Genomic DNA, 26,665 nt, shown 5'->3' with positions numbered 1-26,665 from the left:
GCCAACCGCCTTTTTCACTCACGGCGGTTGGCTTGTTTTCTCGTTATGACGACTACACACATCGTAAGGACCAATCGATGACAGCACCCTACGAGCGTTATCTGCAAGAAATCCTGATCCCAGAGGATGCCCTGCAAGCCCGCATCAGCGAGCTGGGTGAGCAGATCACGCGCGATTATGCGGATTCACAAAACCTCTTGCTGATCTGCATTCTGAAGGGCGGCGTCCTGTTTTTGGCCGACCTCATGCGTCACGTGCAGGTCCCCCACGAGATCGAGTTTATGGCGATCTCAAGCTACGGTGACGGCGTGCGGGAATCATCCGGGCGCGTGCGCATTGAAATGGATCTAAACCAGGATGTAGCGGGAAAAGATTTGCTGATTGTCGAGGATATCATCGACAGTGGGCATACCATGCAGTACATTCTCAGCTTGCTGAGCACCCGCAAACCGGCCAGCATTCGTATCTGCACGCTGCTCAACAAGCCCAGCAGACGCAAAGTAGACATCAAGCTCGATTACGTAGGGTTCGACATCCCCGACAAATTCGTGTTCGGCTATGGTCTCGACCTTGACGAGATCTTCCGCAACCTTCCATTTATTGGTGTCTGCAATCCAGACGCGCTTGTCGAGGACTGATGGAGCCAATTCTGCCGCGCCGCCCCCTGCACTGGCACCCTGCTGTCGAGGCGCTGCGTGACACATTAGCCGTGCATAGTGAGGTTTATCTCGTCGGCGGAACTGTGCGCGACGCCTATCTTCACCGCCCAACCCGCGACATCGACCTTGTAACTCCCGGCGATGGGCGTCCTCTGGCGCGCTCCATCGCCAATGCGTTTTCCGGCAGTTACTACTCACTGGATGCGGAACGCGGCGTAGGCCGCGCCATCATCCCGTGGGAAGGGAACCGGTTGGTCCTAGACGTCGCGCAGTTTCGCGGCCCCGATCTGGAAACGGATCTTCTCCACCGTGACTTCACTATCAATGCAATGGCCGTGCCCCTGATGGGGGATCTAACCGGTGTCATCGATCCACTTGGAGGACTGCGCGACCTGGAACTGAATCGTCTTCGGCGCTGTTCGCCAGAATCGATCCCCAGCGATCCGATCCGCGCGCTGCGTGCCATCCGCGCCAGCGTAGCACATGGATTGCAGGTCGAGCCGGATACGAAGGCCGACCTCAGAGCTGCCGCTCCGCGACTTCAAGCCGTATCACCTGAACGAGTGCGAGATGAGCTGTTCCACATTCTCGACACCCGCGATCCCTCGGCAGCGCTGCGCGCTCTCTACCAGTTAGGACTGCTTCAGGCCGTTCTGCCGGAGGTCGCCGGGCTGGACAGCATCAAGCAAGGGTCGCCTCACATCTTTGACGTCTGGCATCACACGCTGGAAACCGTGAGCCACCTCGACGTGCTTCTGCGCGTCATGCGCGGCGAACGCAGTGACGAATTGACCGACAACATGCCCATTGGCGCAGCGGTCTTCGCGTTTGTGGATCTGCGACCGCGTATCGGGGCCGAGTTAAGCATCGAGTGGCCGCAAGAACGCTCCCACCATGCGCTGCTGCTGTTGGGCGCGCTGATGCATGACGCGGCCAAATCCGTGACGCGCACTGAAGCGGAGGATGGCCGGGTCCATTTCTTCCGGCACGATCTGATCGGCGCAGGGTGGATTCACGCTCGCGCAAAACATCTGCATCTGAGCAACGACGAAGCCGACCGTTTACAAACGATCGTGCGCAACCACATGCGCCCGCACTGGCTCAATAACGACACCTTGACTCCGAGCGGGATCTACCGCTACTGGCGCGATACCGGCTCGGCGGGCGTTGACATCTGCTTTCAGGCCATGGCCGATTATCTGGGCATGGTCGCCAATACGCTCGATCAGGCGGCCTGGGTTCACTACCTCGAAACGGTGCGCACCCTGCTGGAGCACTATTTCTTCCGGTACGACAGCGCCATCGATCCCCCGCCCCTGGTCAGCGGGCGCGATCTAATCGAACAATTTGGCATCGAACCCGGTCCGGCCATCGGTGCAATCCTGGAAGCCTTACGCGAAGCCCAGGTCGAACAGCGTATCAAAACAAAACAGGACGCGCTCGATTTTGCTCAGCACGTCCTGGAAGAAGCTTCACACAACCACAACCAGTAAGCCTATTCTGGCGAGGGTTCCTCTAGCGGTGTCTCCGGCTCCACGTCCTCATCTTCAGCCGAGAGCCGCTCATAAAACCTCAGCAGCGTCTTGCCGTAAGAACGTTCATCGTAGAGCGCCAACGTATGCAGCGGCACATCCTCTGCTTCGTCAGGATCGATCTGCACGATGACGACACCGTCTTCCGCGAGCGGCGCAGGGTTTTCGTCCAGGTGCAGCAGCACTTCCTTCCACATATCCTTGTACTGCGGCGGCGCGATGTAGATATACTCAAAAGCCTGCGCGGCGCGACGTCCCAGATATTCGAACGCATTCGCCCGCAGCACGTCGGCGCTGCCCGCTAAGCCGGTGATTTCCAGGTTTTCGTGGATGGTGCGAATCGCCATCCGGTCGTTGTCGATGAACAACACACGTTCTGCGCCTCGACTGAGCGCTTCGATCCCAATGCTGCCTGTCCCCGCGAACAAATCCAACCAGGTACTGCCCTGGATTGCGGGACCGAGGATGCTGAACAACGCCTCTTTCACGCGATCCATCACTGGCCGGGTGCTGTCGCCCGGGACCATCTTGAGCTTGCGGCCTTTGGCGCGGCCTGAGATGACACGAATCGGCACAAAGTCCTCCGCTAGACCAGCGATTCAACCGTTTCGCGCGCCGCGCGAATATTCGATTGAGGTGTGGTCGTCATGATGACACATCCGGTCGAAAGGACAAGCCGGCGTGCGCCGGTTTCCTCGATCGCTTTACGCGCCTGCGCCCGAACCTCGACCGGTGTCCCCGTATGCATCGGGTCCATACGGCCAATCCCGCCACTGACCGCGCCCTTAAACTTCAGTTTCCCGTTGGCAAGATCCGGCTCGGCTTCGCGGTCGTGCCAGTTCAGGATCTGGACCGGATAATCGGCAATGAGATCGAACATCGGCGCCGTGCCGTGAAGGTGGGCCATATTCAGCCACCAATCATCCGGCAGCGCTTCGAGGATGCGCAGATCGTAAGGCCGACCGAACGTTTCGTACTCTGCCTGACTCATCACAGAAAACGACGCGTGCTGGATCGCATAAAAAATCCCCGCGACGCCGCTGCGACGAATCGCCTCGATGAATCGCAGCGTGCTCTCGGTGATCGTGTTCAGCCCTGTTTTCACACGATCAGGGGAGGTCCGCATATGTTCGATCAGCAGTTCGCGCCCGGCGATGTTTTTCGCCTGAGCCAGCGGGCTGAAGATGGTCATAATAAAAGGTGTTTCTGTTCCAAAGGCGTCATTGAGCAGGCGCAGCGTTTCGAGTTGGCGGCCCAGCGCCCCTTTGGAAGGATCGAGCACCCGCAAATCGGTCCAGTCCAGTGACCGCGTTACGGCACGCCGAACGTATTCACGCGTGCCCTCAATATGTCCCACCCATTTATCCTGCACGCCGTAATCGGTAATGCAGTAACTGCTGGAGGGGCTCACCTTCACGAAGTCAAAGTCCCACCGCCGCTGGAAGGCAACCGTCGCCTCGGCCAGATCGATCGGACGTTGATCGTCTCCGGGCCAATGTCGCCATAACGCGATTGGAACACGATCCGTTTCTTCTCCCGCGATGGTCTTTTCCAGACGCTCGCGCTTACTCATTGCCATTATCAGTCGCCACTTTCTGCGTGGGGTCTTTGTGCCGAAAACTGCGCAAGCTGGGTGATCTGCTGATCCACCATGCGCGACAACATCACGTAACGCTCGCGCTCTGCGCCTTCATCACCCTGACTCTCCAGCCGCGCTGCGATCATGCTTTTCGCGGTCTCGAAGGACTGCGCAGCATTTCCAAGATCGCCCGCATCACGGTAAGACAGGGCCAATCCCCAGTGAGCATCTACACTGTCCGGCACCTCGTTAACGAGCGACGAGAACTGCTCGATGGCGAGCTTGTCCTGTCCCTGATAATGCGCCTTCCATGCCTCACCGATCCGCACATCTACGTTTTTCGACTGTTCCATTCTGTCTTCCCCCAGATCCGAACTGGAAGCCAAGTGCCATGCAATGCGTCCCTATACTTTAGCGCGCCGAGAGCAGTCATACAACCGACCGGTGGAATTTTTACCTATACCAGCATGCTCCGGCAGACAGTTCACTCCACCCTCAAATCGGTAGAGAGCGCGATATACTGGCCCAAAACCGAATTACTGCTGCCCTGCACGAATAGCGGATCGATGCTTGCGCACGGCATCAACGCGGTGTCGCCGCACGTGCCGACCTGCACCAGCACGCGGTAGATTCCGGGCTGTGCATCATCTCCAATCGCCAACACGTATTCATCTCGAACGTAGGCCTCACCCAGCGGCCAATGTGCCCACCGGCTGACAGGGACGCCGCCCGGATGGCGATGCTGGGCTGCAGCAAGCTGGCGCGACGGATCGTCGGCTCCTACGATAGCCAGATCGACCTGATAGTTCGGGATATCGGGACGAACCGCACGCCAGTACAGCACAATACGAACTGTTCCGCCCGGTGCAGCGTCCTCCGCCGGAGAGAGATCGTAGCCGAGCAAATCAATTCCACCCTGCAGCGCCAATGGCTGCGCGTGCTCCGCCGGAAGCGCCACACCTTCCGGCGAGTGAATCGAGCCAAGCGCAGGGACTGCCGCCGCCAAACCATATGCCCCACCAAACAGCAGCACCGCCACAAACGAGTTTGCAGCCGATAGTCGAAAATCGTGGCGGCTCGCCATTTTTTCCGGCGCTGCGCTGCCGGGCTGGCGATCCACGCGGAACACAAGCACCGTGGCCAGTCCTAATGAAACCAGCGCAATAAGCCACCCTGCCCGGCGGGCGGGAGTGCTGCCAAAATACACTTTGACTTCATGGCGACCCGGCGGCACTTCGACGCTAATGAATCCATCCGAGGTCGTGTGAATAGCCACATCACGCCCGTCCACCTGCGCGCGCCAGCCCGGATAGTCAAATGTAAGCAGAGTTACCCGCAGCGCCAGCCCTGCATCGACGGCCAACCGCTCCTGGCGCGGCGTATGCTCGATTGTATCCACCTGCGTACCTGGGGGCAGCAGGTCGTGCGCGACCTTATCGATCAGGTCCGCTTCGTAGGTATTGATCAGCACACCAGATTCATGTGGAAGGGTTGCGACCGAGGCAGGCAGCAGCCACCCATCCCGAAAGCTGCCGATCATGTTGCCGCGAATCTCAGTGCGAATCACGTCCTGCGCATCGTCTGCGGCGCGTTCGTAACTCCAACCGGGAACGGCCAGCACGGGCAGCGCAAACAAGGCGATGACAGCGAGAACTGCAACCCTGCCAAGCTGTGCAGCGCGCTGCGGTAATGCGTGCCACGCCAGTGTCCCCTGTCCCGCGGCCAATGCCCCGCATGCCGTCACCAGCAGTAAAATATCCTGTTCCGCGGACCTGACGACGTCACGCGCAGGCGACGGGATCAGCACGAACACCAATAACAGGAAACCCACTATGAGAAAGTATAGAGCCGTGCGCTGACCGGATGACAGCGACTTGCGGAACCACTGCGACACGCGCCACTGGAATGCATCCCCGCGCGCCACAGCCCGCCGATCGCGTGGGGTTCGCCGCCAGCTTTCGACGAGAGCATTTCCCCACAGCGCCGCCGGCAGGGCCCAGACCGCCCACCCTATCGAAGCGGTCGCCGGAGGGTTGACAGCACTCCGATCGATCCGCTCGGGCGGCAGAAGGATTTCGTTCCAGGGAAGTGTTGGGGCAACTTCAGCGCTGCTCGATGCCGAATGCCACACAATCGTATTCCGCTCGACCAGCGCAGGCAGCCAGAAAATCGCGGCGGCGAGCGTACCCAGCAGCACGGCACCTCCCGCAAGACCCCACCCCGGCGTTCTCGGCTCATCGTCGGCAAACCACAGCCATGCCAGCCAGCCCATCACCAACATGACCATCAACGCGCCAAGTAGGCCATCGCTCAGCCACAGCGCCGCAACAGCGATCGCCGCACCGGCAAAAGATCGGCCCTGCCGGACCGTCAGGGCTCGATCGACTGCGGCCAGTGTGACAGGCAGCAGGCCCAGCGCCAGCAAAGCGGCGAGGTCTCCCTCGCGGTACAACTTATTGGCCATCAACTGCGGGCTAAAAATATAGACGGCGGCGGCCACCAGTCCGGCATACGAACCCCATCTGTGCCGGACTAACAGCAGCATGCCAAGTCCGGCCATGAAAACACTCAGGGATGCCACGGCTTTGACGCTGTCTTCTGCGCTGGCCTGAAGCGCAACCCGGTACAATCCGGTCAAATAATGCGGCAGCGGAGCCACAAAATTCCACAGCGGCGAGCCGTAGCCATAGTTGAAGTCGGGAGCCCAGCGCGGGTAAATCGTGCCACTTTCGAGGCTGGCACTTATCTCGATGGCGCGCGACGCGGCCTGCTCGTAGCCGAACAGCGGCGGCAAACCGGGCCGGACGATCAACGGACCAACCACGAGCATGCAGAGGATGGCGACAGCAACAAACGGCCAGTCAAGCTGGCGGCGCGGTTTGCGCATCCATAGCGGCAGATCGGTCTCATCCAGGCCATCAGGAAGCGGGTCGCGCATGTCTCGTCGCATCGATATGCTCTGCCCTTTTTCGACCCTGCCGAACGAAATCACGCAAACGCGAACAGGTCTTGAAAAATTTGCATTCTGAATACAGACAACGCATTATAGGGAGCTAGCGACGGCGCGGCAAGCGTGAGATGGGCCCCTGCCGGAGTGATGAGGAACTCAACCCATGTCTTCTCAAGAAACGCTGCTCAATGGACGCTATCGTCTTGTAGCCCAACAAGGCTCGGGCGGCATGGCCGTTATCTACAAGGCGACGGACCTCGCATTGGGCCGCACAGTAGCCGTCAAGATTCTGCGCCCCAGCCTGACCAGCGATCCTGAGTTCCTGAAGCGATTCCGCCTCGAAGCACGCAACGTCGCAAACCTGTCACATCCGAACATCGTGACCGTGCACGATGTCGGCCAGGATGGAAACACCCACTACATCGTTATGGAGTATGTGGACGGCGAGGATCTCAAGCACCTGATTCGCACGCAGGCGCCCTTTTCGATCGATCGCGCCTTGAGCATTGCGATCAAGATATGTGCGGGTGTTGGATATGCGCACCGGGCCGAGCTGGTACATGCTGACGTCAAGCCGCAAAACGTACTGGTCACTGAAAACGATAACGTCAAGGTGACGGACTTCGGTATCGCGCAAGCCCTATCGATGACGCAGCCCCGCGAGCGGCAGCGGGTCGTATGGGGCAGCCCGCATTATTTTGCGCCTGAGCAGGCTCAGGGCGATCCCCCCACCCCTGCTTCAGATGTGTACTCGATCGGCATTGTGCTGTTCGAAATGCTCACCGGGCGGCTGCCGTTCGTTGGGGCCGACCAGCAGGAACTTGCCCTCGCGCATATTCGTGAGATTCCGCCGAACCCGTCGGACCTGAATCCCAACGTCCCTGAACACCTGGACCGCATCGTCCAGAAGGTTCTGTCGAAGGAACCGGCAGCGCGCTACCGGACTGCCGATCAGCTTGGGCGCATCCTGATCAGTTATCGGCGGCAGGGACAGGTTTCGACCGACCATCTGCCCCAGGTGGCTGAAATCGAGACACTGCCACGACCGGATACCGCCGCGACGCTGCCGCCTTCAGCCGAGTCTATTTACATCCAACCGTCGCCGCCGCTGCACGGGTCATCCGCACAGACGATCAGTTCACCGTCCGTCCAGTCACCCCGGCCCTTCTCAGAAGCCGGGACCAACGTCTACACGCAAGCGCCGTACAGCGGCATGGAAACATCGCCGCGCTATCCATCGATCCCGTCAGCGCAGGGCATCCAACAGCCGCCCCGCGCCCCAGACGCGCTCATCCAATCGCGCTATCGCGCCGCCGAACCACCCGAACAACTCGATCTGGTGACGCTGGTGCTGGCATTTCTGGCGTTCATCGCCGTTGTACTGCTCATCCCGCTTTGGATTGCCGTGTATCAGGCGTGGGCCGGGTGATATTTTTCACCCCAGGCTGCGTATAATCCTCAGAATATGCCCTGCCAACAAACGATTTAAGCAAGCGTTTTCTTATACAATACTAATCCCTGGGACCCTGCCAGACGTGGTTTTTCAGCAGGCATTCGAGTATAATCTTAGCCATAATCACTAAAATAATCTGCCTCATTGGGCTGTATAGGGTTACTGTAATAGCCGTTGGTACAGCGCCGATTCCATGTAAGGGTTGGAGGCTCAGCAGTGAATAATCGGTCACGTAACATGTTTGTGTACATCCTCATTATTGCGGCTATCGCTGCGATTGTGTTTGGTGTACGCAATAACAGCGCCAGTTCCAAAGAACTGACGGTCAGCCAGTTGGTGCACGACATCAACAACCAGCGGGTGAACTCCATCTCCGTTTCGGATGATGGTGAGCTTACCGTGATGTACGACGGTAACGAAACTCGTACCGCACAGATTAACTCGAATGTAGACAACGTCTTCGACCTGCTTGAGTCGGCGGGCGCTGATCCGAACATTCTGCAAAATGACATTGAAGTCGAATTTACCAAACCAAGCAACTTATTCAACTGGATCGGTCTGATTGGCACATTCCTGCCGCTGCTGCTCATCGGTGGATTTATCTACCTGATGCTGCGTCAGGCACAGGGCTCCAATAATCAGGCGCTGTCCTTTGGGAAGAGCCGCGCACGGATGTTCACCGGCGATCAGCCCACGGTGACGTTCGAGGACGTGGCGGGCGCAGATGAAGCCAAGGAAGAACTTCAGGAAGTTGTCGAATTCCTGAAAGACCCCGAGCGCTTTATCCAGCTTGGCGCCCGCATTCCTAAGGGTGTACTGCTGGTCGGCAGCCCTGGCACGGGCAAGACGCTGCTGGCGAAGGCCGTCAGCGGTGAAGCAGGCGTGCCGTTCTTCAGCATTTCGGGCTCCGAATTCGTCGAGATGTTCGTAGGTGTCGGCGCGAGCCGCGTGCGCGACCTGTTCGAGCAGGCCAAGCGTCACAGCCCCTGCATCATCTTCGTGGACGAAATCGACGCGGTGGGCCGTCATCGTGGCGCGGGTCTTGGCGGAAGCCATGACGAGCGCGAGCAGACGCTGAACCAGATCCTGGTCGAGATGGACGGTTTTGACACCGATACCAACGTGATCATCATGGCGGCGACCAACCGCCCTGACATCCTCGACCCTGCCCTGCTGCGTCCGGGCCGCTTCGACCGCCGTGTCGTGCTCGATCGTCCCGATATGCGTGGACGTGAGGCTATCCTCAAGGTCCATTCGCGCGGCAAACCGCTGGCTTCCGATGTTGATCTGACTGTCTTGGCGAAAACGACCCCCGGGTTTGTTGGCGCTGACCTGGAAAATCTGGTCAACGAGGCTGCGATTGTAGCAGCTCGTAAGAACAAGAAGAGCATCAGCATGCGCGACTTCGAAGAAGCTGTCGAGCGTGTTGTGCTTGGCCCAGAGCGCCGCAGCCGGATCATTACCGAGGAAGAAAAGCGGCTGATCGCCTATCATGAGGCAGGTCATGCGGTGGTCTTCCACATGCTGCCCAACTGCGACCCGGTGCGTAAAGTCACCATTGTGGCACGCGGTATGGCGGGCGGCGTCACCTGGACGATGCCCGAAAACGACACGGCGCTGGGTACGACCAAGCGCTACTACGACCAGATCGCGGGCACATTGGGCGGTCGTGCGGCGGAAGAAATCGTCTTCGGTGACATCACGAACGGCGCTTCCAGTGACCTTGAAAACGTCACCCGCATTGCCCGGACTATGATTACCCGTTGGGGTATGAGCACCAAGCTGGGGCCACGCGTGTTCGGCCAGAAGGAAGAACTGGTCTTTCTGGGCCGTGAGATCGGCGAACAGCGTGACTACAGCGAAAGCATCGCGGAGCAGATCGACGAGGAAGTGCACGATATCGTAGCGACTGCTTACGAGCGCGCTCTGACGACCCTGCGCGACAACCGCGACAAGCTTGATGCGCTGGCGGAGCGCCTGATGGAAGTCGAGACCATTGGCCGCGAAGATTTCCTGCGGTTGATGGGCGAAGACGAGCCTCCGCAGGCCAGCCAACCGCCGACCGAGCACCGGTCTACCCCGTCCTCGCGCCCTAATGTCGAGGGTAACGAGGCCGACGACCGTGCACCCGGCTCACTTGGCCCGATGCCCTCGCCCGCCTAGTCAGATCACTCGACCGAATACTGAAGCCCCGCCCTTCTGGTGGGGCTTTTTGTTTCGCCGGTCCGTTACGGAGTTTCCAGACTGTAACCCTCAAATAACTTACCTGTAAGCTCGAAACTCGCAATGCTGGCTATGCTTGTCTCAGATCCGCACGCCTGGGACAAGAGTTATGCCATCCACACACACACCGCGCCACCTAGCCCTGATTCTCTGCCTTCTGTTCGTTGGCTTTTTCCTTCACATTCACCTGCTAACCGGTTTTCCGGCGTATATCGATGAATATCGCCACATCGCCCGCGCGCAAACAGTTTTTACGTCCGCGCAAAATCCGGTTGAGTTCAGCCACGGAAAACTGCTGTTGTACTATTGGCTGGGGCTTTTTCAGCCCGAAGGCACAAACGCCCTGTTCGTATCGCGCGCTGCCGTTGCGCTCAGTCTAGTCGCGGGCAGCGCAGCGGTTGCCGGAATCGCCCGGATACTGTTCGGATCGCGGGCGGCTGTTCCTGCACTTGTTGTGTTTACTTTTGCGCCCTATGCCCTGTTTTACCAGCGTTTGGCCCTCGCGGATTCCTTCGCGGGCGTGCTGGTAGCCCTGGCCGTCTGGTTGATACTGCGCGCGACACGACACCCCACGCGTGGCGCAGGGATCGCGCTTGGGACCGTGCTCGCACTCGCTACGCTGGCAAAGCTCACAGCGGCGCCTGCCCTTGTGCTGCCGCTGATAGCGATAATTCTAAGCGACTCAACAGCGCGCAATCTCGACTACCGGCTTCTGTGGAAGCGTTATCACGCCTGCCTGATTGCCGCTGGCGCAGCGTTCGTTGCGCTGTGGGCTATCGTTGGTGTCGCCACGCTCGCGGATGTGCTCGCAGACGGCACGCCGCTGCTGCTGGACAAATACCTGCTGTCCGTCGATGCCACGATCGCGCCCGATTCCCTATCGGACAAGCTCAAACAGTTGGGCGAGGCCCTTGCACTTTTGCTTTCCGCCCCCGCTTTAGTGCTTCTTTCCTTACTTCTCGCATTCGGATTCTGGAAATCGCTTCGCGCCATGCTGTTTGCGCTCGCGTGGCTGGCGATGCTGTGGGGTCCCAGCATCGTTTTGGGTGACTTTTTTGAAAGCCGCTACCTGATGATCGGAATGCCTGCGCTGGCCGTCGTCGTAGGAGGCGCATGCGCAGCATTTGAGGTAGGACTTGGCTCCGTGCGATACCATTTCCCCACACGCGTCGCAGCAGCCGGATTAGCCCTTTGGGCAGCCGTGTTTGCCTTACCCCGTGCCTGGACGATCATCACCCAGCCTCAGGCGGCGGATATCACCGAGCACGATGCTTACCTGTACTTTGCCAGCCCCGCCAGCGCATGGGGCATCTCCGAGGCGCTCGATTATCTCAGCCAAGACGACACATACGATCCCGCCTCTATCCCCGTCACCGCACTGCTAGCTGCGGAAAATGGCGTCACCGAATACTGCGGACTTGCAGAACTTTACGTTCCCAACAGTGTGCGCTGGTCGTGCATGAGCCAGATCGATTTTGAAGCCGAGACCATCCCCGCCAGCGTCAGCCAGTGGCCCCAGGTCACGACCGCTCTGAAGAACGCACCTTACACCTATGTCCTGACGAATGTACTGCCCGAAGACGCGCCTCCGCTCGATGCGCGTACCCATTGGGAGCTAGTGCTCGCCCCAGAGCGTCCCTATGGCGGGCCGAAGATGCTGCTGTGGCGCGTGAGCAGCGTAGCCAGCAATGTCGTTGGCGATCTGCCGGGTGAATCTTGAGTTTGGAAGGCACAAAAAAGCCCTGCCGTTCGGCAGGGCTGGAAACGCTCGATCTTAGAGAGCTAGGCCTCAATGATAGGCCAGCCGCATTCCTCGGCGGCGGCGCGCATCCGGTCGTCAGGGTACACCGCCGTTGGATAACCAACTCCGCTCAGAAACGGAATATCCGAGGCGCTGTCGGCATATGCCGCACACTGATCCAGAGTCACGCCTGGCAGCGTCGCAGCGAGGTACGCCTGCGCGAAATCCAACTTGCGCGGCCCCGAGCACGTCTGCCCACTGATTTTCCCGGCACACGTACCGTTCTCGCGCATCGCCACAATCGATCCCAGTCCACGATCCGCGCCGACATTCTGCGCCAGGGCTTCCCCGATCGTTTCGAACATGGTGGACACAAGCACCACAGTGTGTCCCTGCGCTTTGTGCGCGCGCACCCGTTCAACCATATCCGGGCGCAGCACCGGCACCAGCGATCGTTCGACGATACGCGTGCACATCGCCTGAACATCTTCGGCGCGCCATCCACTCATCAATCCTGCCATGAGGCGCACCCACCGGTCCCGAAAAGCCGCCGGATCGGCAATCCCGATTTTGCTCAAGCCATAATGCGGCATCCCTGTCAGGTACAGCCATGCTTTGTGCGGTTTGGTCACCTGCGGCGAAGAAACCAGCTCGATCCACGGCTGCCCGCCGGAAGTCAACGTGCCGTCGATGTCAAACAGCGCCGCCTTCACCTGAGGAAGCGGCCCAACACTCGCAGTCACATCACTCACGATTTTTCCGCCTGTTCCCGTGCTTCAAGATCCATCCGGGCCAACTCGCGCCGCAGAATTTTACCGACTGACGTACGCGGCAGCTCATCCACGAACTCGATCCGCGTCGGGATTTCGTAGCGGGCCAACCGCTCCCCGGCGAACGCGATCAGATCCTCGGTCGTAAGCTGAGTGTCCTCCCGGCGCACCACCCACGCCTTCAACGCTTCCTGGCCCACCTTATTCGGATCGGGATGCGGAATCGCCGCCACCCCGACCTCTTGCACTGCCGGGTGTTCCATGAGCACGTCTTCGACTACGCGCGGATAGACGTTGAACCCGCCGATCAGCGCCATATCTTTTTTGCGGTCCACGATGTAGAAGTAACCGTCTTCATCCATACGAGCGATATCGCCCGTGAACAACCACAATTTCTGATCGTCCCGCTTTCGCAGTGCGTTGGCCGTCTCGGTCGGCATGCCGTAATAACCAACCATGAGCTGCGGCCCGTACATGACCAGCTCGCCCACCTCCCCCACCGGGACCTCGGTCACGCCGTCGTCGACGTCCACGATGCGCATTTCCATGTCCGGCACAGGCAGCCCGATCGATCCGGCGCGATTTTCACCGCGCACCGGATTCACATGCGAGGCTGTCGGCGCTTCGCTCATGCCGAACCCCTCAAGGATCACCCCGCCCGAAAGCTCCTCGAACCGGCGCTTCGTCGCGGGCGGCAGCGGCGCGGATCCGCTGATGCACGCGTAGATCGATGAAAGGTCATATTCGCCCGATTTCACGCCGGGATGGTTATTGATCGCATTGAATATCGCGGGAACGCCCATGAAGATAGTGGGCTTGTAATGATCGATATTCTGGACCACATCCGCGATATCCCGCGCATTGGGAACCAGTACCATCAACGAATGCAGCGACACGGCGAAGCTCATCACAGCAACCATGCCGAAGACGTGAAACAGCGGAATCGCCGCCAGAAAGCATTCATCGCGGTTGCGCGACAGCCACGCCTGGCATTGCAGCGTGTTGGCAACCAGCGCGCTGTGGGTGGACATAGCGGCCTTGGGAATGCCTGTCGTGCCGCCTGTGTACTGGAAGACGGCGATATCCTCCCCGGTGACCTCGACGCCCGGTTTTTTACCGGCATAGCGTGCCAGCACGTCCTTGAGCCAGTGATCCTGGGGATCTTTCTCGATGCGGTGCCCGTCTTTTTTCTCACGAGCAAGCGTAAACAGGGGGCGAGCGAGTCCAGGCAAATATTCTTTGACGTTGGTCACGATGATATGTTTGACGCCCGTCTCGCCCTGAATCTGCTTCAAATTGTTATAAAACAGGCTCAGCACCACGGCGAACTCCGCGCCGCAGTCATTCAACTGTTCGGCTAACCGCTTCGGCGGATAGGTTGGGTTTAACGCCACGACAACGCCGCCCGCCTTCAGTGTGGCGTAAAATGCGGTAACGAACTGCACGCAGTTCGGCATGATCAACGCGACTCGATCACCCTTTTGCAGCCCCATGTCGACCAGCGCCGCTGCGAGGGCATCGGTCATGGCGTTCAGATCGCGGTAGTTGATCGTCGTATCCACCCGCCCAATCAGCGGCAGGTGGGCCGATGTCAGGGTCGCAGGGGCATCGCCAAACTGCACCGCCGACTGGATCAAAAACTCTTGAAGCGCATAATTGGGATAGGGGTCCAGACTTTTCGGCACGCCGGGATCGTAATGCTCTAGCCAGGGTTTATCCGCATAAGTAACCATCGTGTTGCGCGCTGGCGGCGCTGATCTCCTTTCTACTGGTGCCGGTCGCATGTCGCATTTTTTAGCGCAATGCTTATTTTATTGTTACATTATAGTGCAAATAGCAAAACATCGCACTGCGATGTGGAGGTAAAAGTCGCTGAGATGTCCGCCAAACAGCTACCGCTTTTTCCCTCGGATGGCGAGGCGCTGTTAACACGCCGCAGCCCGCTGGTTGACGCGATCGCGCCGTTCCAGCACTATCTGCGCCAGGAAGGCCGCAGCCCGCACACCATCAGCGCCTTTTCGTCCGATCTGCGGCTCGTCATGGAGTTCTTTGGCGACGCCACGCCGCTCAGTCACTTCACAACGCCTAACCTGAACCGTTTCCTCGACTGGATGGAACAGGGGCGCGGTATCCCGTGCAGCCGTAAAACGTATGCACGGCGTGTCACGACGCTCAAGGTGTTTTTCGCCTATCTGAAAGCCAGCAGCGTTCTGCAAGTGGACCCCGCCGCCGCCCTGCTCCAGCGGTCCGGCGCGGCCCCCCTTCAGCCCATCTTGAGCGAAGACGAGATCCAGCGGCTGCTGGCGCATACCACATCTCTGCGCGTCGCGGAAAAACCCGACGCCCGCCCGGACCTGCTGCTGCGTTTGCTGCTGGATACCGGCATCAAAAAGAGCGAGACGATGGCGCTCACCCGCGAGCACATCGACCGCACCAATCCCGATCACCCGCTCCTGGTGGTCCGGCACCGCAAGCCCAATGACGTTTACCGCGAGCGCAAGATCGAGCTGGATCCTGATTGGCTGGCTGTTTTGGAAGAATACCTGGAACAGTACACGCCCAAAGAAGAGATCTTCGACTGCACGGCGCGTAACCTGGAATATGTATTGGGCGATGTTGCAGAAGCGGCGGGCGTCGATGCGAAAGTGTCGTTCGAGATCCTGCGCTGGACGTGCATGGTGCGCGACTACCAGCGCGGCATGGAGTCGGACACGCTGCGCGAAAAGATGGGCCTCAGCCGGATTAGCTGGCGCGAAACGGGCGACAAGGTTGCCCGCCTTGCCGCCCTACAAGAGCTTGATAGAGGCTGAAGCGTCCGGCGCTCACCACACCTGGCACAAAAAACCTTTGAGGTAAGCGCCTTCGGGGAAAGTCAGCGCGACGGGGTGATCGGGCCCCTGTGCCAAACGGCGTAGAATTTGCCCGTCCCGCCCTGCATCGACCAGCGCGCCAAACACGATCTTCTGGAACAGACTTTCATCGATTGCACCCGAACAGGAGAAGGTCGCCAGGATGCCGCCGGGCTTCAGCAGTTTGAACGCCAGCAGGTTGATGTCCTTGTAGCCGCGCGCCGCCTTATCGACCTGCTGCGGCGTCTGGGCAAACTTCGGCGGATCGAGGATGATCATGTCGAACGTGCGCCCCATGTCACGGTAGTAACGCATCACCTGGAACACGTCGCCCTCGACAAATCCCTCATCTTCGACCGCAAACCCGTTCAGCGCCACGTTTTGCCGCGCCAACGCCAGCGCATCAGCGGAACTGTCCACATTGACCACGCGCCGCGCTAACCCTGCCAGCGCATAGACGGCAAACCCGCCCGTATAGGCGAAGGTATTCAGCACCTCACGCTCCTGCGCGTGATCGTCGCCGCGCAGCCAGTCTCCGATGATGGCGCGGTTTTCCCGCTGATCGAGGTAAAAGCCGGTCTTGTGGCCGTGACGCACGTCCACCAGGAAGCGCCGCCCGTTCTCGTCGATTTCGACCTGCTCCGGCGGTTCCTGGCCCACCAACAGGCCGGTATGAGGCGGTAGGCCCTCTTTCTGCCGGATATCGACGTCGCTGCGCTCGTATACTCCGGCGGCTCCGGTTGCACCCAACAGGATTTCGGCCAGTTCGTGCTTGCGCGTCTCAATGCCCAGCGTCAGCGCCTGCATAACCAGCCAGTCCCCGTACCGGTCGACAATCAGTCCCGGCAGATAGTCATTTTCCGCGTGGATCAGGCGATAAGCGGTCGATCCGGCAGTTACACCCTGGTTGGCGCGCACCGCGATTGCCTGCCGCATCTGGCGCTCCCAGAACGCTGTGTCAACCGACTCGTCGTTCCACGTCAGCAAGCGCACGCGGATGGCGGAGCGCGCATTCCAGTAACCCCGCGCCAGAAAATCGCCGCGTTCGGAGCGCAGTGCCACGATATCGCCGCCCTGCGGGCTGCCTTCAACGTGCTTTACTGCGCCGGAAAACACCCACGGGTGCCGCCGCTCGATTGATTTTAACCGCTGGGGCGGGATTGTTACGACCGCTTCACTCATTCGCCGTTCACCAGTTCCAACAGCGCGGCTTCATCCAGAATGGAAATGCCGAGCTTCTGCGCTTTGTCCAGTTTGCTCCCCGGCGCGTCGCCAGCGACGACATAGGAAGTCTTTTTGCTCACGCTATCGGTGACCTTGCCGCCGTTGCGCTGAATTATCTCGCTCGCTTCGGTGCGTGTGAGCGACGGCAGCGTGCCCGTCAGCACGAAGGTCATCCCGGCCAGTTTGTCACTGTCATTAACGGGCTTAGCAGACGTATCAACCAACTCTACGCCTGCCGCGCGCAGCTTTTCGATCAGCGCCTTGTTCCGCGGCTCAGCGAACCACTCTGCGAGGGATTGCGCCGTTCGCGGCCCAACTCCGTCCACGCCAACCAGATCTTTGACACTCGCCGCGGCCAACGCGTCAAGCGAGTGGAAATGTTCTACAAGATCTTCCGCCGTCGTGGACCCGACGCCGCGAATACCCAGCGCTGCGATCAAGCGCGCCAGCGGGCGGTGCTTGGCCCGCTCGATGCTTGTCATCAGGTTAGCGGCGCGTTTCTCGCCAAACCCTTCCAGCGGCAGCAGATCGTCCGGCTTGATGTAAAAGATATCCGCTTCGTCGTGAATCAGGCCCAGATCCAGCAGCAGCCGCACGCCGCGCTCGCCCAGCCCGTCGATGTCCAGCGCCCCGCGCGACACGAAATACTCGACGTTGCGCGCGATACGTTCCGGGCAAGCCGGATTCGTGCAGTACAACGCCACTTCGTCCTCGTCGCGCGCCACAGGCGATCCGCACACCGGGCACACTTCGGGCAGCGCAACGGGCACTTCCTCCCCCGTCCGCGCAGGCAGCACCGGCCCCACGACATAGGGGATTACGTCGCCGGAGCGTTTCACCACCACGCTGTCCCCAAGCCGGATATCTTTGCTGGCAATCAGATCGTAGTTGTGCAGGCTGGCCTGCTTGACGATCACGCCGCCGATGGGAACCGGATCCAACACCGCGGTTGGCGTCAGCACCCCCGTGCGGCCCACATTCCAAACGACATCGCGCAGCTTGGTTGTCGCCTCTTCCGCCGGGAACTTATATGCCACTGCCCCGCGCGGATCCTTGCCGACGACGCCTAATTCGTCAGCCGTCGCCAGGCTATTAACCTTGATCACCAGCCCGTCGATTTCGTAGGTGAGATCGTGGCGGTGCTCCGCATATCCTAACGCGTACTCAATCGTGTCATCGAGGTTGTCAAAGCAGCGAATAACCTCGTCCGCAGTCAGAAAGCCCAGTTCTCGCAGGTATTGCAGCGTCTTCCACTGCGTGTCCGGGACTGCGCCATCCGCAACTACAATGTTGTAGCAGTACATCGTCAGCGGGCGTTCGGCAGTAATCCGCGCATCCTTCTGCTTCAGCGCGCCTGAGGCCGTGTTACGGGCGTTGGCAAACAGTGTTAGCCCTTCCTCGCGCATGCGTGTGTTCAGTGCCTGGAAATCCTGCTTCAGAAACAACACCTCTCCGCGCACCACCAGTCGCGCAGGCGCATCAGGACCGGAAGATGCCGCCGGAATTCTGAGCGGCACGGTGCGTATTGTGCGGGCGTTTGGCGTCACGTCGTCGCCCACCTCGCCATTGCCACGTGTGGCGGCATTGACCAGGATGCCATTTTCATATGCCAGCACGACGGTCAGCCCGTCGAATTTTGGTTCGACGACATATTCAAGCTGCGCATCCTCGGGCAGCAGCCGCCCAATACGCTGCCGCCATGCGCGAATATCGGCCTCGCTGTACGCATTGCTCAAGCTGAGGATCGACCGGGGATGCTGCACTTTGGGTAGATCGGAGGAGAGATCGCTACCTACTCGCTGAGTCGGGGAATCGGGCGTGATCAGTTCCGGGTGCTCGGTCTCAATTTCACGAAGCTCGTTCAGCAGCGCATCATACTCGGCGTCGGTGATGATCGGATCGCTCAAGACGTTGTAGCGATAAATATGCTCGTGCAGCGCGCTGCGCAGTTCCGCCGCTCGCTCGGAGAGGGACTCAATGCTCAAGGCTCACCTCGCTGTGCTAGTCGCTCGTTGCTTCGAGATAGTTGCGAGCAGCCCACCCCTGCCGCTCTGGATCTTCGAGGTCTTCGATCTGCCACCACTCGATGCCGTCAGATTCCTGTGGCCCATCGACCAGGGCAAAAATATCGTCATCGTAGGCCAGGAATCGCTGAGTGCCGCTGTAGCCCGGCGCGGAGCGTACATTAAGCCCGCTCAGGCCAACGCCCACCACTTTGACGTGGGAGCCAATACCAAAATCGCCGGGCGGCAGCGTCTGGCTGGGGATGGGTGATGGCAGAGCAACTGTGGCGGTTGCCTGCGATTGCGAAATTCCCGGCTGCGCGACGTTCGTCTGGGGCGCGCTGGCCCCACTGCCGCCGCTGCTGACAAAATCCTGGCTCAGCGTGGGCAGTGCTGTGACCACCTGGACGCGCGCAGGCTGGTTGCCGGGTGCAGCCGCCTGCCCCAGCGAGCTGATCAGCGCCATAGTCCCAAACGCGGCAACCGCCACAACGCCGACCAGCACCACGAGTGACCACCACGGCAGGTAAAGGCCGCTCTCACTCGGTGGGGTTGCCGGGCGGCGCGCGCGGTCGCGCCGAGGCGCATACGGATCGCCAGCATATTGAGGCGCAGGTGCAGGCGGTGGGTACGCGGTGGGCTGGGCAGCATAATTTTGAGTGTCCGTGCCGCGAGCGGGAGCGATCCGGGCCGGTTTGCTGGCCGGAGCAGCGGCAGGACGCGCCGGGCGAGAGTCTTCCGGCGGTGGCGCGGCAGGCCGCTGTGCGGGGACATAACGCGTTTCTTCAGAGAAACTCGTATCTTCCGCAGTTCCCGCATCCGGCCTGGGTGTTTCCGGCACTGGCGGAACAGAATTTTGGTTGTCTGGAGGCGTTTCCTGCATCCTGTTTTCCCCCTTGCCGCTTCGCTCAAATCGAGTTTACCGATGCCACCTTGACGCCATGACCTCGCGCTAAGTATACCACATGGGGCATGTATCCCGCCCGAAGAAACAGAACGGACGTGCGTCCTGCTGGGCGCTTGCATTTCGCCCTGCGATCTCTCTTGACAACCCCATATCCTGTGCTGTACTCTCATGCGCATGGCTGCCTACGAATACACTGGAAATATGCACGTTCATACCGTCTATTCGGACGGTGAAGGTACGCATGCCGAAGTTGCGGATGCCGCGCTTCTGGCCGGGCTGGATTTTGTGATCTTCACCGATCACAATGTCTGGCTGGACAAGCTCGAAGGCTATTACGGCGACGACGAAAAAGGCTACATATTGCTGCTGTCGGGCGAGGAAGTTCACGACAGCGGGCGGCTGCCCCATTGCAACCATCTGCTGGTTTACGATTCCGGGCGCGATCTGTCGTCTGCCGCTTCGGACTTTTCGGAGCTGGTGGAATCGGTCAATACGGCAGGCGGTCTCTGCTTCGTCGCGCACCCGGACGATCCGGCAGTCGAATGGATGGGCGAACCCGGTATTCCGTGGGTGGACCGCCAGGTGGACGGCATAGCCGGCCTGGAAATATGGAACTTCATGTCCAGTTTCAAAAGCTGCGTCCAGACGCGCAAGGAAGCCATGCGCGCCGTCTTCCAGCCGGAGGACTACGTCATCGGCCCCGATCCGCAAACGCTGGCGCTGTGGGACGAAATGCTGTGCATGGGGCGCGGCGTCGTCGGTATCGGCAACGCGGATGCGCACGCCTCGACGTTTTCGATGGGGCCCGTAACACACGTCGTATTTCCCTACGATTTCCTCTTTAACTGTGTCAACACGCACATCCTGACCAAATCGCCGCTAACCGGGGAGGCTCAGCGCGACAAGCGGCTGCTCTACGAGGCGCTGCGGCAGGGTCGCGCGTTCATTGGTTACGACATTCCCGGCAGCACGCGCGGATTCCGGTTTTCCGCGCAGGGACAGGGCACGTCTGCGGTCATGGGCGAGCGCATCAAGCTCGGCCCCGGCGTGACGCTTCAAGCGCTGGCCCCTGCTCGCGCCCGCATCCGTATCATTGGCAACGGTGAGGTTGTCGCGGAAGAACGCAACGTCGAGAATCTCACCTATGTGGTCCGGCACGAAGGCGTTTACCGGGTGGAAGTCTGGCGCTCCTACAAGGGCACGGAGCGCGCCTGGATTTTCAGCAACCCCATTTACGTCGATTCCAACATCGCGCGCTATCGCTGGTAGCCTCCTGCACGTTTCACCCCATCCGCTGCGGAACAAACACTCGTCATAGCGGTATGAACGCGCTATAATATTCCCGAACATTCGTTCGCTCCATTGCCATAAGGAGTGGCTATGCCTCCCTTCGAGCTTGTCTCCGACTACAAGCCGACCGGCGACCAGCCTAAAGCGATCGAGGGTCTCGTACAGGGGATCGAAAACGGCCTCCAATACCAGACACTGCTCGGCGCGACGGGTACAGGCAAGACTTACACGATCGCCAACGTAATTGCACAAGTCCAGCGCCCGACCATCATTCTGGCGCACAACAAGACGTTGGCCGCCCAGCTTTACGCCGAGTTCAAGGAATTCTTTCCGAACAATGCTGTGGAGTACTTCGTCAGCTACTATGACTACTACCAGCCAGAGGCATACGTTCCACGCCACGATCTCTACATCGAAAAAGAGACCGAGATCAACGAGGACATCGACCGGCTGCGCCTCGCCGCGACAGCAGCCCTGCTCAGCCGCCGCGATGTGCTGATCGTCGCGTCCGTGTCGTGCATCTACGGCCTGGGCAGCCCGGCGGCATGGGGCAAATCGATTCTGGAATTGAACGTCGGATCAGTTTACCGTCGGGACCTTATTTTGCGACATCTCGTGGCGATCCAGTACAGTCGCAACGATCTGGAGTTGCGCCCCGGCACGTTCCGCGTACGCGGCGACACGCTTGAAGTGGTGCCCGCTTACAGCGAAACGGCCTACCGTATCGCCATGTTCGGAGATGAGATCGAGGACCTGACCGAGTTCGAGCCGCTCACCGGGGAAATTTTGGAGCGTCACGAGCAGGTCAAGATCTTCCCGGCCAAGCATTTCATCACCGAAGAGGAAAACATCCAGCGCGCGCTGTGGGATATTGAATACGAGCTTGAGCAGCGTGTCGCGGAGTTCCAGAAGTCCGACCGCCTGCTCGAAGCGCAGCGCATCGAGCAGCGCACCCGGTACGACCTGGAAATGATGCGCGAGATCGGCTACACCAGCGGCATCGAAAACTATTCGCGCCACCTCGACCAGCGTCCGCCGGGCAGCCCGCCCTGGACCCTGATCGACTATCTGCCGTCCGACTACCTGATGGTCATCGACGAGAGCCACATGACGATCCCGCAGGTGCGCGGCATGTGGGGCGGCGACCGCTCGCGCAAGGAAGTGCTGATCGAGTACGGGTTCCGCCTGCCCAGCGCGCTCGACAACCGGCCCCTCAGCTTCGACGAATTTGAGTCGCGCATGGGCCAGACGGTCTTCATGAGCGCGACGCCCGGTCCGTACGAAGGAACGAAGACCCAGCAGGTCGTAGAGCAGATTATCCGGCCTACCGGCATCGTGGACCCGACCATCGATGTCCGTCCGGTGAAGGGCCAGGTCGATGACCTCCTGGCCGAGATCAACCGCCGGGTGAAGCGAGGCGAGCGTGCCCTGGTCACAACGCTCACCAAGCGTATGGCCGAAGACCTGTCCGATTACCTGATGGAAATGGGCATCCGCGTGCATTACCTGCACTCGGAGATCGAAAATATCGAGCGCATCGAGATCCTGCGCGACCTGCGTCTGGGCGTGTACGACGTGGTGGTCGGCATCAACCTGCTGCGCGAGGGGCTGGACCTGCCCGAAGTCTCGCTCGTCGCCATCCTCGATGCGGACAAGCAGGGATTCCTGCGTTCCGAGCAGGCGCTTATTCAGAACATCGGGCGTGCCGCGCGCCACATCAACGGACACGTGATCATGTACGGGGATAAGATGACCGACGCGATGAAGGCAGCCATCGACGAAACGGAGCGCCGCCGCGCGATCCAGATCGCGCACAACAAGGAACACAACATCGAACCGGTCAGCATCGTCAAAGAAGTGCGCGACCTCGCGCAGCGCATTCAGCACGCGGCTAGAGCGGAACAAAAACCGAGCGCTGCGGCTCAAGAAGTGGTACCTGCCGAGCTACCCAAGTCCGAGCTTCAGAAACTGATCAACTCGCTTGAACAGGAAATGAAGACCGCTGCCAAGTCGCTTGAGTTCGAGAAAGCAGCCCTGCTGCGCGATCAGGTGATTGAACTGCGGCAGATCATGGTCTTGAAGGACAACGAGGTCGATCCGAGCCTGGAGATGGTTCGCCAGCGAAGCCCGCGCCCCCATCCGTAGAACCACAGCATCACGGGGCGGTCGAGATGGCTGCCCCGTGGCATCCCCATTTTGATCGTCCTGCTCTACCGGGCCGCCAGTGCCGCTTCGACGAACAGCAGACTGACATGATCGCTTCCGGCATCGTTACAGCATCGATTTGGGTTTCTCCCAGATTACTGCTATAGTAGTCGTTATCCTTTTATTAGCCTGTGCGCGATACCTATAATGATAAACACACGCCAGCGATACGAAGACATCGAAGCGCGTTCTCTTGCACCCTATGCCATGAAAAGTGGTGCAAGCCGGGGACGCGAGTACCCTGAAACCGAGCAGGAATACCGCACGGCATTTCAGCGTGATCGGGATCGTATCCTGCATACGACTGCGTTCCGGCGGCTGGAGTACAAGACACAGGTCTTCATCAACTACGAAGGCGACTACTACCGCACACGGCTGACCCACACGCTCGAAGTGTCGCAGGTCGGACGCAGTCTTGCCCGCGCCCTGTGCGCCAACGAAGATCTGGCCGAAGCGATCTGCCTGAGTCACGACCTGGGCCATCCTCCGTTTGGGCACTCCGGCGAAGCGATCCTGAACAAGCTCATGGCGGATAACGGCGGTTTCGACCACAACAAGCAGTCCTTCCGCATCGTGACCAAGCTGGAACAGCGGTATCCCGGTTGGCCGGGTCTCAACCTTACGTACGAAGTGCGCGAGGGCATCGTCAAACACGAAACCAAGTACGATGTGAGCGACAGCCAGTCGCAGGGCTTTGACGCCGATAAACGCGGCGGCATCGAAGCTCAAATCGCCAACATGTCCGATGAGCTGGCCTATAACGCGCACGACCTGGACGACGGGCTGCGCTCCGGCCTGATCGAACCGGAACAGCTTGACGATCTGGCTATCTGGCAGATGCTGAAGGACAGCATCGGTTGGGACGGTCGGCACTTTACCGAGCAGATCCGGCACCAGATCATCCGCCGCATGATCGGCATCGAAATCAACGATGTCATCGAAGCAACCGGCGCGAAACTAGAGGGTCTGGATCTCACCAGCCCGGAGGATTTGCAGCGGCTGCCCTATAATGTCGTGGTGCATTCGGACCATCTCGAAGCCATGAACCACGAGCTGCAAACATTCCTCTATGACTGCCTCTACCGCCACTATCGTGTCGTGCGGATGGCAGTCAAGGCGGAACGCGTCGTAACGCAGTTGTTCGAAACCTATACCGCCGAATCCAACCAACTGCCGCCCACTGTGCAGCAAGCGATCGAGCATCGCGGGCTGCCGCGTGGAATTTGCGATTACATCGCGGGCATGACGGATCGCTTCGCGCTCGAAGAATGGCGGCGGTTGTTCGATCCGTTCCAGCGCCCGTAAAACCCTATTCTTGTATCTCTTATAGAAATCAAAGGTAATCGTATGGAGGAAAATCAGTACCTGACGGCTGAGGGCGCGGCGGAACTCCGCCGCGAGTTAGAAGATCTGCTCAAGGTGAAGCGTCCGCGCCTCGCCCAGCAGCTTAAAGAAGCCATCGCACAGGGCGACCTGTCCGAAAATGCAGACTATATCGACGCGAAAGAGCAGCAGGCGTTCCTAGAAGGACGTATTCTGTACCTGGAAAAACTGCTCCGCAGTGCAACGATCATCGACGATGGCAATAACAACAACACCCCGCAGGAAGTCACTGTGGGCTGCGAAGTCACCATTCTGGGCGAAGACGAAGATGAGCCTGAGACGTACCGCATCGTCGGTGCGGCAGAAGCCGATCCGCGCAACGGCAAAATCTCGAACGAAAGCCCGATCGGCAGCGCCCTGCTCGGACGCCGTAAGGGGCAGAAGGTCCACGTTGCCATACCCGCCGGGGAGCGCATCGTGACGATCAAAAAGATCACACGCTGACGCCGTTCTCAGCCAGCATACAACCAAACGAAACAGGGGTACGAGCAGCTCGTACCCCTGTTTTTGCATTGAAATGCTGCGCGGCGTTAGTAGTTCAGCAGTTCCGCGGTATCACCGAATGCCGAGGCCGGATTATTGGGCGTCGAGCCGCCAGCCCCACCTTCCTTCTGCCATGCCGCGATCTCGACCGTAAGACGCTCGAAGAAGCTGTTCGCGGGAAGCGCACCCTGCCCGTACTGCATATCGACGATACGAATCTGGACCCGCAGTGTCTGCGTTTCCAGCGACGTAATCGTGCCCGGCTCGATCAGAACAGCTTCGCCCTTCGGCGCAAGCTTGGTGCGCAGCGCCTGATCGTTGTAGGCGTGCTGGCTCATCAGCACTTTGGTCACGGTGCGGATGTCGTTCTTGTCGAACAACCAGACTTCGGTTGCGGTAACCTTCTTCGGCTCGCCAACGCCAATCGTCTCGGAGATACCGGAGCCACATTCGCCCAGGAACTCACCGCTCGGCGTCTCAACGCTGAAGGAGTCATCGTAGAGATCGTCACCCAACACGTATGTAGATACGTGCTGCACGACGGGTGCAGCTTCACCGACCGCCGCAAAGTCGGTCTTCTGCTCAGATGCGGCGCGCTTCACGGCTATACGTTCCGCGTTCGTAGTAACCGGTCCCGTTGGCATGTTGGCCGCAGGTGCGCCAGCGCTGCCGCCGGTCCCAGCGGCGGGCCTACGCGCGGGTTGGCCCGTCTTGGGCTTGGCCCATTTTCCAACCGGCACGGCCCAGTAGAAGGTCATGATGAAGGCCAAAACGATCCCGATAAGCGCGACTCCGCCCAGGCACAGCAGCGGACTGAGCAGATTTCCGGCAGTGCTGTGCTCGATAACCTTCGCTTGTTCAGCCGCCGCAGCCGCGTTTTCGTTGGCGACTTGCAGCAGCGTACCGAGCTGTCCGGCTAGCTGCGCATCAGCCTGATTCTCCTGAATTAGAGTCTCGATCATGCCCGGCGTAACGCCAGCAGACACGATCTTACGCGCAGCCTCGGCAGTATCACCGGTAGAGGCCAGTTCGACCGCGGTCATCTTAATCCACTGGTCTTTATAGCCATCGGCCAGATGAACCGGTTCCGCGTCATAAAACTTGATCGGCGCGCCCTGGTAAGCCCACAGCAAGCCGATGATCACGCCCAGCAGCACGAGTCCCAGCCGGAAGAGCGACGGCGCTAACGAACTCAGTACAGGTTTAGCCATGATCTTGAACTGTGGTACGAGGCGTCCCATAGGCCCAGCCTTTCTTATTAAGCTGCCACATGGCATGGTAGCACAACCGACCGCACAACACTCCACGCATTTTACATGAACACAAAATGCAAGACAAATCGTACGTTAACGATCTCAACACCAATTGCCGGTTCTAGATACAAGAAAGCCTCCTGTACTTCCCCAGCGCCGGG

At 59.7% G+C, this 26,665-nt stretch carries 20 protein-coding genes; 10 read left to right on the top strand and 10 right to left on the bottom strand.

The features are described from left to right. Positions 1-77 precede the first annotated feature (77 nt). Positions 78-638: a hypoxanthine phosphoribosyltransferase gene (gene hpt / locus V7116_RS00685; protein ID WP_324389362.1), complete on the top strand. Its 561-nt coding sequence runs from the start codon at positions 78-80 to the stop codon at positions 636-638. Next, positions 638-2,152 (top strand): CCA tRNA nucleotidyltransferase, encoded by a 1,515-nt coding sequence (locus V7116_RS00680; protein ID WP_324389360.1) that lies wholly within the window; start codon positions 638-640, stop codon positions 2,150-2,152. The genes hpt and V7116_RS00680 overlap by 1 nt, the downstream gene beginning before the upstream one ends. Positions 2,153-2,154: 2 nt before the next feature. Here V7116_RS00680 and rsmD read toward each other — a convergent pair whose 3' ends face one another. The 4 genes from rsmD to V7116_RS00660 form a co-directional block, all read right to left on the bottom strand. Then, the gene (gene rsmD, locus V7116_RS00675; protein ID WP_324389358.1) at positions 2,155-2,766 is read right to left on the bottom strand and encodes a 16S rRNA (guanine(966)-N(2))-methyltransferase RsmD; all 612 of its coding nucleotides are present in this window, start codon (positions 2,764-2,766) and stop codon (positions 2,155-2,157) included. An 11-nt stretch (positions 2,767-2,777) separates the two neighbouring features. Then, positions 2,778-3,764, bottom strand: coding sequence for a uroporphyrinogen decarboxylase family protein (locus V7116_RS00670; RefSeq protein WP_324389356.1), 987 nt, complete (start codon positions 3,762-3,764; stop codon positions 2,778-2,780). Positions 3,765-3,772: 8 nt separating this feature from the next. Further along, the gene (locus V7116_RS00665; protein WP_324389354.1) at positions 3,773-4,123 is read right to left on the bottom strand and encodes a tetratricopeptide repeat protein; all 351 of its coding nucleotides are present in this window, start codon (positions 4,121-4,123) and stop codon (positions 3,773-3,775) included. 131 nt (positions 4,124-4,254) lie between these two features. Beyond that, entirely contained in the window at positions 4,255-6,720 is a 2,466-nt protein-coding gene (locus V7116_RS00660) for a 6-pyruvoyl-tetrahydropterin synthase-related protein (protein ID WP_324389352.1), read from the bottom strand. 163 nt (positions 6,721-6,883) lie between these two features. On the opposite strand from V7116_RS00660, the gene V7116_RS00655 reads away from it, so the two are divergent. From V7116_RS00655 to V7116_RS00645, 3 genes are all read left to right on the top strand, one after another. Continuing rightward, positions 6,884-8,149, top strand: coding sequence for a protein kinase domain-containing protein (locus V7116_RS00655; protein ID WP_324389350.1), 1,266 nt, complete (start codon positions 6,884-6,886; stop codon positions 8,147-8,149). 261 nt (positions 8,150-8,410) lie between these two features. After that, positions 8,411-10,336 (top strand): ATP-dependent zinc metalloprotease FtsH, encoded by a 1,926-nt coding sequence (gene ftsH / locus V7116_RS00650; RefSeq protein ID WP_349258376.1) that lies wholly within the window; start codon positions 8,411-8,413, stop codon positions 10,334-10,336. Between the two features lie 169 nt (positions 10,337-10,505). Continuing rightward, positions 10,506-12,116, top strand: coding sequence for an ArnT family glycosyltransferase (locus tag V7116_RS00645; protein ID WP_324389346.1), 1,611 nt, complete (start codon positions 10,506-10,508; stop codon positions 12,114-12,116). Positions 12,117-12,178: 62 nt separating this feature from the next. Here V7116_RS00645 and V7116_RS00640 read toward each other — a convergent pair whose 3' ends face one another. After that, positions 12,179-12,889 (bottom strand): HAD family hydrolase, encoded by a 711-nt coding sequence (locus V7116_RS00640; protein WP_324389344.1) that lies wholly within the window; start codon positions 12,887-12,889, stop codon positions 12,179-12,181. Then, entirely contained in the window at positions 12,886-14,640 is a 1,755-nt protein-coding gene (locus V7116_RS00635) for a long-chain-fatty-acid--CoA ligase (RefSeq protein ID WP_324389342.1), read from the bottom strand. The genes V7116_RS00640 and V7116_RS00635 overlap by 4 nt, the downstream gene beginning before the upstream one ends. Before the next feature lie 144 nt (positions 14,641-14,784). Between V7116_RS00635 and V7116_RS00630 the strand changes: the two genes are divergently transcribed. Then, complete coding sequence (locus V7116_RS00630; RefSeq protein WP_324389340.1) at positions 14,785-15,717, top strand: tyrosine-type recombinase/integrase; 933 nt, start codon at positions 14,785-14,787, stop codon at positions 15,715-15,717. Positions 15,718-15,729: 12 nt separating this feature from the next. Here the strand turns inward: V7116_RS00630 and V7116_RS00625 are convergent, their stop codons facing one another. Genes V7116_RS00625 through V7116_RS00615 form a run of 3 tightly spaced genes read right to left on the bottom strand, consistent with a single transcriptional unit; the run spans position 15,730 to position 19,866 of the window. Next, a complete protein-coding gene (locus V7116_RS00625) occupies positions 15,730-16,938 on the bottom strand; it encodes a class I SAM-dependent rRNA methyltransferase (protein WP_324389338.1) in 1,209 nt (402 codons plus the stop codon). Further along, positions 16,935-18,965 (bottom strand): NAD-dependent DNA ligase LigA, encoded by a 2,031-nt coding sequence (gene ligA, locus V7116_RS00620; protein ID WP_324389336.1) that lies wholly within the window; start codon positions 18,963-18,965, stop codon positions 16,935-16,937. The genes V7116_RS00625 and ligA overlap by 4 nt, the downstream gene beginning before the upstream one ends. Before the next feature lie 16 nt (positions 18,966-18,981). Next, positions 18,982-19,866 carry an SH3 domain-containing protein gene (locus tag V7116_RS00615; RefSeq protein ID WP_324389334.1) on the bottom strand — a complete coding sequence of 295 codons (885 nt, stop codon included), beginning with the start codon at positions 19,864-19,866 and terminating at the stop codon, positions 18,982-18,984. Between the two features lie 225 nt (positions 19,867-20,091). Here V7116_RS00615 and V7116_RS00610 point away from each other — a divergent pair, with 225 nt between their 5' ends. The 4 genes from V7116_RS00610 (at position 20,092) to greA (ending at position 25,212) form a co-directional block, all read left to right on the top strand. Next, a complete protein-coding gene (locus V7116_RS00610) occupies positions 20,092-21,159 on the top strand; it encodes a CehA/McbA family metallohydrolase (RefSeq protein WP_324389332.1) in 1,068 nt (355 codons plus the stop codon). A gap of 111 nt (positions 21,160-21,270) precedes the next feature. Next, entirely contained in the window at positions 21,271-23,325 is a 2,055-nt protein-coding gene (uvrB, locus tag V7116_RS00605) for an excinuclease ABC subunit UvrB (RefSeq protein ID WP_324389330.1), read from the top strand. Positions 23,326-23,532: 207 nt separating this feature from the next. Further along, positions 23,533-24,690, top strand: a complete 1,158-nt coding sequence (locus tag V7116_RS00600; RefSeq protein WP_324389328.1) for a deoxyguanosinetriphosphate triphosphohydrolase — start codon at positions 23,533-23,535, stop codon at positions 24,688-24,690. Positions 24,691-24,732: 42 nt separating this feature from the next. After that, on the top strand, positions 24,733-25,212 hold the full coding sequence (gene greA, locus V7116_RS00595) for a transcription elongation factor GreA (protein ID WP_324389326.1): 480 nt from the start codon (positions 24,733-24,735) through the stop codon (positions 25,210-25,212). A gap of 86 nt (positions 25,213-25,298) precedes the next feature. Here greA and V7116_RS00590 read toward each other — a convergent pair whose 3' ends face one another. Continuing rightward, positions 25,299-26,492, bottom strand: a complete 1,194-nt coding sequence (locus V7116_RS00590; protein ID WP_324389324.1) for a hypothetical protein — start codon at positions 26,490-26,492, stop codon at positions 25,299-25,301. Positions 26,493-26,665 lie beyond the last annotated feature (173 nt).

The sequence above is a fragment of the Aggregatilinea sp. genome, assembly GCF_036822615.1.
Taxonomy (GTDB): domain Bacteria; phylum Chloroflexota; class Anaerolineae; order Aggregatilineales; family Aggregatilineaceae; genus Aggregatilinea.
Note: the sequence above shows the minus strand (reverse complement) of the source record. Positions and strands in the feature narration are given on the sequence as shown.